Below are 5682 nucleotides of genomic sequence, written 5' to 3'. Positions count from 1 at the left end.
ATTGGGTTACTTTTTCGATCTCTCACCTCGATAACGCCAAAAAAACGCCGTTTTGAGAGAATTTTTGGGTTACTCTCTAAAATCACCATCTCTAACCCCTTGCGTATTAACATGTTATAACGTTGAACGGGCTCAAATTTGCAATTTCCTCGTAGCTGACACGTCTTAAGCCTACATCTTCTGGATTTATGGCATAATCTCTTGTTTCATCTTTCGAAAATTCACACACAACCGTCTCTCCGAGTATAGAAAGTTCATCCATACCATGACCAGAAACAACATCCTTTCCATATACAACCATCCCACGTTCATAACCAATCTCACGCATAATTTCAGCAACAGGTTGCACCAGTTGTTCTGCATAGACTCCACGTAAGCCATAAGTTGGCCTGCACGGATTAGCCAGGGATGCGGCTATATTTAAGGTAGACCCAAAGCGGATCTGGCTGAGAATTCGTCCAAGAGCACCCGGATGTACTTTTGAACTCATACCATTGAAAAGTCCTATTCCAGCAAGACAAATACTGCGTTCGACAGTTTCAATATCACATTCAACATCAATACCAACGGCTTCAAGTATATCCACAGTGCCACAAGCTGAAGTAAGTGCCCTGGCACCATGTCTCCCCATTTTCACTCCACATGCTGCAGCAACAATGGCAGATGCACTGCTTACATTGAAAGTTTTTAGTCTATCCATTCCCGTTCCTGAATTCTCAAAAAGAGGAACAGGTAAATCTGACGATATATGAATAGTATCTAGTTCATCAATTGCAGCCCAGGCTCCGATAATTTCGTCTGTTGTTTCACCCTTGGCTACAAGGGCAGCGAGAAATGCACCCTGCTGCAAATCAGGTTGTTGGTTTAACAAAATCTCCTTAAACATGGCGTAGCTCTCATCTCGGGATAAATTCTTACCCTCGATCAATTGCTGAATTTTTAAACCAAATTTTCTAATTCTTTCTGCCTCCATCTGTTTCTCCTCGTCTATGGATAAAGCAGTATTTTTATGCTTTTTCGTTGCTCAACTAATTTCAGAGCTTCCTCAAGTTCCCAGAGTGGCATTTTATGTGAAATAAGATCATTAACTTTCACTTTTTTATCTCCAAGAAATTCAAGAGCTTGCTGACCATGACGATAACTACATCCATAAGCACCTACAAGGGTTTGTTCATGATAATGAAGTTGATTGAAATTGATTTGGAATTCGGTCCTGTCAGGAGCAAGTCCAGAAAAGATTACAAGACGGCCTCTGGGATTAAGATGGGAAAGTGACTGGCAGTAAGCATTGACAGAGCCTACAGCCACAATACAGACATCAAAGCCCGTCTCTGGGGGTTTCTCAAAACCATTGGCAAAGGAACGTCTGCGATTATCTGGCTCAATTATAAAGGGAGTTGCATTTAGTGCTATGGCAGCACGAGAAAGCAATAGTCCTGCTGGTCCTGCGCCCCATATCCCGATTGTCTCTCCCTTCTTAAGTCGGGAAAGTTCAAGTGCGTTAAGACAACATGAAAGTGGCTCGGCAAATACAGCTTCCTCATCCGGTAGATTGTCAGGAATAGGAATGATGCTTTTTGCTGGAGAAAGTACATACTCTGCAAATCCACCGTTACGGTGAAATCCCATTATTTTCATCTTTCTGCATAGATTTTCTGCGTCGGTTCTACAGAGCTTACATTTATCGCAGGCTTTGCCGGGATATATATAAACACGCTGACCTTGTGATAATCCTGAAACGTCAGAGCCAATTTCAAAGATTGTACCAACAACCTCCTCTCCTGGTACACGCGGCAGCACCAGATCCCTATGTCCCACTCTAATCAACTTTAGATCAGTACGGCAAAGACCCGCGATTTTAACATGCACCAGAACCTCACCGGTCTTGGGATAAGGTATGTTAATATTTTTAATTTTGAATGACCCTACTTCTTCAACTATTATTGCTTTCATACATTTCTTCATAAGAGTAATCTCCAAATAAAAAAAGCCCCGATGGACCGCCTACAGTCCTTCGGAACCTTTTACCATTAAATTCCCTAGCAAATCACATTGCTTCAGGCAGGTCTTCTGGCTTACGAATCATCCTACTTGTTACGCCTTCCCATCCAAATTTTATAAAGATAGTGGCTTGTGGAACTTTCGTCCTCGCACACAGCAGCGGGACTGCTTCCGTTTTTACGGAATTCCCTATTAATCCTCTAAGAGGAACCTGTTACGCTTAAAATTTAAAAGAACAAATATGTATTATCCTACTCACATCAATCTATGTGTCTATAACAAATTTGCATAATTTTTGCAATATTTTGCTATTTTGCCTCTTTTTATATTTTTATCTTCTTCTTTTTTATTCGTTGCTGACGCAATATTTCCAATTCTTTCTTTAAGGGATTCCAATACTCAATATCCTTTTTCCGTTCAACAAGTTCCTCTTTCTGTAATTGTCGCTCAAGTTTTTTGACATTGGCTTCAATAACATAAGATAATAAAGCCCTCTCTGCTGCACATTTTTTTGCGGTTTTTGGATATTTCTTTGCCAATTCAATTAATCGAGCTACGTTTCTGCTCTCACAAAACCACCATCTTAATTGAGCTTTTGAAGGATTATCTTTATGCAAAATGATATCATTTTCAACTAAACGTTTAAGCATTGACCAATCTTTGTCGCGTTGAGTTTTTTTACTATGGACAAGATCTCGAAGATTTATAACATCTATGCTGTGGCCATCTTTGGATATTATCCTGCTTCTTCGTTCCCATAATTTATCAAAGGGCTCACATCCCCTAAGCCTAGAGATAACATCTATACGTAAGTTTTTTACCTCTTTTGCCATGCATCGGAAATGACAAGCATGCCCCTTTTCCAAATATTTCTTTTCCAGTTGAGGAACATAGATAAGCTCGGCATTAAGTGAATTTAAAGCTTTTTTTAGAAATTCAAGATTTTTAGCAGTGCAGAGTATAATAAAATCAGAATCTCTGCTGAACTCGGCCGCACCATATACAATACAGGCTTGTCCGCCTATCAACAGGCATTTAACGTGATGTTTCTTTAATGTAGAAAGGACTTTGAGAATCGGGTTCGGGGTCAAGATTTCCTCCCAGAGAGATATAAAGTTTCCACAATTTAGTTGTTTCTAATATGCGTTGGATTGGTGTAAGATAGAGCCATTCCATCTCTTCATCTATAAATTCCATTTTCCCATCAACTATAGACTTATCTTTGTTCATATCGCTGCAATTTTACCACTACTCTTTTCTTAAAGCAAGATTTTGTCGGCTGAGTTGTAGGAACGAATAGGAATATCATGCCCCACCACCCTCGGGGAAGAAGAAAAGATAAGAAACTCTGTGACAGATTTTTATCCTAAATGTTTAATTTTGCCCAAACTTGTGCCGTGTACGCCTAATAAAGCCCAAAGTAAGGAACGTGCAATATTACATGGTTGCTGTAACTGCATAAGCTAAAGACACTTAAGCTTCTTTATAGCCTGTCATTCAGGCAATCGATCATCATAATATCACTAATAATATAGCGTATAATACTTGCATATAATAGTTGCGATATAGGGGTTATAGACATAGAACCGCCTCTAGGAAAAAGATCCATCAGCGTTTTCTTTGATAAATCCTGATTTGAGTGCACCGGCGATATTGCCTATCATGTGCGCGTACCTGCCGAATCCAGGATGTGTTTCGGTAAAAAGATTAAGTTCGTCCCCGCTGCACAGCTCCATCAGTTTATAGAAATTGTACATGTGATGATAAAGATTTTCCAGCAGTTTCTCTTCACCGCCGCCTGTGGCCTCGATGTTTCTGACAAAATCGTCTATTTTCTCAACCAGATTTAGCTGTTCCCTGTTGGGGTCTTTTTTGGGGCGGTCCTTTTTGCAGTGGTTTTCCGCCGCTTCGTCAATGTCCGGAAGAATTTGGTCAGGTGTCACCAACTGGATTCTCTCCTTTTCCGGCCAGACTTTCATGGCGTATGACGGGGCGTCAGGATCCTCATCCGGATCCGTGAGAGCGCAGCCCAGTATCCAGGCAGGAAGGTTCCGCTCGGCTATCTGTCTGTACATCATTCTGGCGTAATCTTCCATTTCATCCGGACTTTCGGCCTGGTCGGCGAACACTATCAGCGCTGCCGGTTCGCCGCATGTTTCGCATTGGATGATCTTGACGGCCACCGACATGGATGGTTCATCCGCAGTCTCGATATGCTTCGGAGGAGTGCCTTTGCCCTTGCCCAGAATTTTCTCCATCCGGGCCGACAGTTCCATGACTATCGGCTCAAAGATTTCTTTCCGCTTCGCGGTCAGCGGATCATCCCGTTCACCCGCCGCCTCGTTGATGATTAGAGTCTGTCCGCCCATTGCCTTAAGCGAAATTCTGCCCAGGCGTCCCAGGTCTCGGTGTCTGAATTCCCAGGCCTGATTGCCGTCTGTCATGATTTCCTTTTTCATGGTCACTCCGGGAGGCAGCTGAAAAGGGTTATCCCTTATTCCCTTTTCCAGTTCTTTCCTGCGTTCGGGTTTGATGAATTGGCTGTGATCAACCTCTTTCCTCTTTGAGGATTTCTTTTTGATGATGGTTATCATATCACCGGTTCTCCTGATGACTGATCCCAACTGGCGAATCTTCCTGCGGAGGTTTTTTATTCTGCCGCTCTGCAGGGTGACGGTGTCCGCGTTGTTTAGACTATTCCTGTAGTTGTCAAGGCAGGCGGTCCAGTTTTCGCAGGATACTCTGAGGCGAGCGATTTTGTCTTCAGGCAAATAATACGGTTCATTTCTGGCCCGTTCCAGCTTCTTCAGCTGTTCTTTCGAACTTTTCAGCATAAGATCAACTGATTCGGCAATCAATTTTATATCAGCGGATATATCCTTCTTCAATTTTTAACCTTAATTCTTTAACGGCTGTCGATCCAAATATCTCATTTTGAGAAATATAGTAAAAAACTCTAAATAGTAAGTTATTGCTTAACATAAAATTATTGACCTGATTCTTTGACTACAATATCAGCTAATATCTATAAATTTCAAGAAGAAATTTTTTAGTTAAAAAAACGGACGTTTTCTTTACTGCTTACTATTTAAAACATCTAATCTTTAATACATGGGGTTCTTAACATTACTGCCAAAAGCGGAATTTCAAAGCTAATTTAGGAATAAATGATGGTAAATATTCCTTAATACATCATTGGTTTTGAGGCTAAAACAATTCATTAAGGTTTAAATTTTTAGTCCCCATTTTTTTTGCTCTCTCTTTCTCTCTTTTCTTTTACTGCTTCTATAATATAGTCTGCAGTCGCTTCACTATCCGTATTTTCACTCTTTACGCCTATATTCTCAGGCTCTTGCTTATAATGCTCAAACCTAATTCCAGTTCCTTCCACCTTTGTTACTACTCTGGATAGTATTATGAACCACTGGTTATAACCATCTACGGTTACATCAATTAACGCATCAGCTCCAGCCTTCTTAATTGCCTTATTAAGCGCGTCTTTTGTTGAGTTGCTTCCTGTTAGCGGAATAAGCCCTAATAGGGGTAATGCTAGAGAAAGCCAAATTTTGGCCATGGGGCTGTTTTCATACAAAAAAGTACTGAATATCGCACAGAGTAGGAACTTAATCTAGCCTCATACAGGAAAATCCTTAATAACCGCATTGTACTCCTTTTGGGCGT

The 5682-nt window shown here is 41.0% G+C and carries 6 protein-coding genes and 1 riboswitch; all 6 genes read right to left on the bottom strand.

The genetic code is table 11. The annotated features are described in order from the left end of the window. Positions 1-106 precede the first annotated feature (106 nt). The 6 genes from trpD to Q7J27_04535 all read right to left on the bottom strand — a co-directional run bounded on the left by trpD (position 107) and on the right by Q7J27_04535 (position 5575). On the bottom strand, positions 107-973 hold the full coding sequence (gene trpD, locus Q7J27_04560) for an anthranilate phosphoribosyltransferase (protein MDO9528416.1): 867 nt from the start codon (positions 971-973) through the stop codon (positions 107-109). Between the two features lie 14 nt (positions 974-987). Continuing rightward, positions 988-1953 (bottom strand): alcohol dehydrogenase catalytic domain-containing protein, encoded by a 966-nt coding sequence (locus tag Q7J27_04555; GenBank protein ID MDO9528415.1) that lies wholly within the window; start codon positions 1951-1953, stop codon positions 988-990. Between the two features lie 89 nt (positions 1954-2042). Next, positions 2043-2231, bottom strand: a riboswitch (cobalamin riboswitch). A 93-nt stretch (positions 2232-2324) separates the two neighbouring features. Further along, positions 2325-3029 carry a hypothetical protein gene (locus tag Q7J27_04550; GenBank protein ID MDO9528414.1) on the bottom strand — a complete coding sequence of 235 codons (705 nt, stop codon included), beginning with the start codon at positions 3027-3029 and terminating at the stop codon, positions 2325-2327. Between the two features lie 7 nt (positions 3030-3036). Next, the gene (locus Q7J27_04545) at positions 3037-3231 is read right to left on the bottom strand and encodes a hypothetical protein (protein ID MDO9528413.1); all 195 of its coding nucleotides are present in this window, start codon (positions 3229-3231) and stop codon (positions 3037-3039) included. Between the two features lie 362 nt (positions 3232-3593). Continuing rightward, on the bottom strand, positions 3594-4889 hold the full coding sequence (locus Q7J27_04540; protein ID MDO9528412.1) for a hypothetical protein: 1296 nt from the start codon (positions 4887-4889) through the stop codon (positions 3594-3596). A 347-nt stretch (positions 4890-5236) separates the two neighbouring features. Then, positions 5237-5575 carry a hypothetical protein gene (locus Q7J27_04535; GenBank protein ID MDO9528411.1) on the bottom strand — a complete coding sequence of 113 codons (339 nt, stop codon included), beginning with the start codon at positions 5573-5575 and terminating at the stop codon, positions 5237-5239. Positions 5576-5682 lie beyond the last annotated feature (107 nt).

This window comes from Syntrophales bacterium (genome assembly GCA_030655775.1).
In the GTDB taxonomy this organism is placed as follows: domain Bacteria; phylum Desulfobacterota; class Syntrophia; order Syntrophales; family JADFWA01; genus JAUSPI01.
Note: the sequence above shows the minus strand (reverse complement) of the source record. Positions and strands in the feature narration are given on the sequence as shown.